This window comes from Pseudoxanthomonas gei, assembly GCF_010119615.1.
GTDB classification, from domain to species: Bacteria; Pseudomonadota; Gammaproteobacteria; order Xanthomonadales; family Xanthomonadaceae; genus Pseudoxanthomonas_A; species Pseudoxanthomonas_A gei.
This window is the reverse complement of record NZ_QOVG01000020.1, coordinates 1-756: the sequence shown is the minus strand read 5'-3', so window position 1 is coordinate 756 and position 756 is coordinate 1. Positions and strand designations below refer to the sequence as shown.

Annotated in this window: 1 pseudogene; it reads right to left on the bottom strand. The window is 57.9% G+C overall.

The features are described from left to right. Nucleotides 1-189: 189 nt before the first annotated feature. Nucleotides 190-756: pseudogene (locus DT603_RS15775) on the bottom strand (IS5 family transposase); the annotation flags it as partial.

Here is a 756-nt window from a genome sequence, read left to right as displayed (position 1 = left end):
AGCGGTAGTTGACGGACCGAACTCGCCGACTTGATGCTGGGCCTTGAGTACCTCGGATCATCATCGTCGTCGGAATATTGGCTGTCTTGCACGTCCAACCAGCAACGGGATCGCTGCTGTCTTTCGTCAAAGGCATTTTTGATCACGTCCGCGCTAAGGAGTAGTAACTCGCCGCGCCTAAGAACCTGTTCACGATCTCCTGAGCAGCAGTGCCAGGAACGCCAGGTGGATGAACTGCAAGCTGGTATTGAGCCTTCGCTCGCAGTTCTTCCATAGCCTCCGGTTCTTCTCCAGCCAGGCAAAGCTGCGTTCGACACTCCAGCGCTTGGGCATGACCTTGAAGGTATGCAGCTCGCTGCGCTTGGCAATCTGTACGGTGACATGCTTGCCCAGAATGTCCTGTACGCCCTCGGCGAAGGGATCTCCGGTGTAGCCGCTGTCGCACAGCAGGCGTTTCACCCGACCTAAACCCGATCGGCAGCGTTTCAATGCCTCCAGCGCACCTTGACGATCGGTGACTTCCGCCGTGGTCACCGCAACGGCATGTGGAAAGCCTTGCGTATCCACCGCGATGTGGCGCTTGATCCCCGATACCTTCTTGCCCGCGTCATAGCCTTTCTGGCCGGCTGTATCACTGTTCTTCACGCTCTGCGCGTCCACGATCAAGAACGTACTGCAGGCCTTGCGCCCCTGTTTCTCGCGGGCCGCGCCAACCTGATTTTTTAAGCGCCCGCTCCAGCAGGCTCATTCCTTCAT